The 1068-nt window shown below is 56.9% G+C and carries 1 protein-coding gene; it reads right to left on the bottom strand.

What is annotated here, in order from left to right; translation table 11 throughout:
- Positions 1–271: 271 nt before the first annotated feature.
- Positions 272–730, bottom strand: a complete 459-nt coding sequence (locus D8V06_RS17655) for a transposase (protein WP_056855229.1) — start codon at positions 728–730, stop codon at positions 272–274.
- Between the last annotated feature and the right edge of the window lie 338 nt (positions 731–1068).

The raw sequence follows: 1068 nt of genomic DNA on the forward strand, positions 1-1068 counted from the left end.
AAAGCGCCCATAGTCGACTGATCCATTCACGCAGATTGATCGGACTTGTCTGAAGCTTAGACGGTGGTTGGCGATGGTGAAAAAATTGTGAACCTCCAGATATCGGTTAGCTGCTTGCCCTGTGGCGAGGGAGCTTGCTCCCGCTGGGCTGCGAAGCGCCCCCAAAACCCTGCAATCGGAATGTACCTGACCCGACCCTGCCTATGGTTTGGGGCTGCTTCGCAGCCCAGCGGGAGCGAGCTCCCTCGCCACAAAGTGAGCAACGTTGGATTCAGAGCCAGCAGGCATCCCACAGAGGGTAATCACCGATTTTTTCAACCAACCCTGCACGCAAGGGATTAGCAACGGTGTAGCGGGCGAAAGAGCGTAAATCCTCGCCGTCGCGTATTGCCCGGTCGTGATAGCCGGTTTGCCAGAATGCGCCTGTTCGATTCAGTGCCCGGTTGATCGTCAACGTGCTACGGGACTTGATGGCCTGCATGAGTTGCGCCAGGGTGCATCGTTCGATTTGGACGAGCCAATGGAAGTGGTCAGGCATGATCACCCAGGCAATCGAGTTCACTCTTCCCTGATCGTGGGCGTGTCTGAGTTCCGCTACTAGCAAACGCCCCAGATGCCAATCGCTGAATATGGACCTTCTCTGATGTACAACCGCAGTGATGAGGTAGGCCCGGCCTGATTCGGAAAAACGTCCTTGGCGCAACAAGTGTGAGTTTGGTCGTGGAAGCATTCCTTGCGTCCTTTTGATAGGTTCCTTTTGAAGTTAGTTGCTCGCTGGCCTACAGGTAGCTGTAACGTTTGCGGGAAAAGTCCGAAATCCCCAAAGGAAAGTAACCCCTGCAAACCCTTGTGGCGCGGGAGCTCGCTCCCGCTGGGCTGCGAAGCGGCCCTACATGAGCTATGGGATGTTCCTGGCCAGACCGGTTGCCTGGGTTTGCGACTGCTGCGCAGCCGAGCGGGAGCAAGCTCCCTCGCCACGGGTTCATTGCGAGCTGGAAGTGTCGAGGTGAGTGAAGACGGCCTGCATGACGCAGCACCCTTACCGCAAACCCTTGTGGCGAGGGAGCT

Source organism: Pseudomonas sp. Sample_24 (assembly GCF_004307605.1).
Taxonomy (GTDB): domain Bacteria; phylum Pseudomonadota; class Gammaproteobacteria; order Pseudomonadales; family Pseudomonadaceae; genus Aquipseudomonas.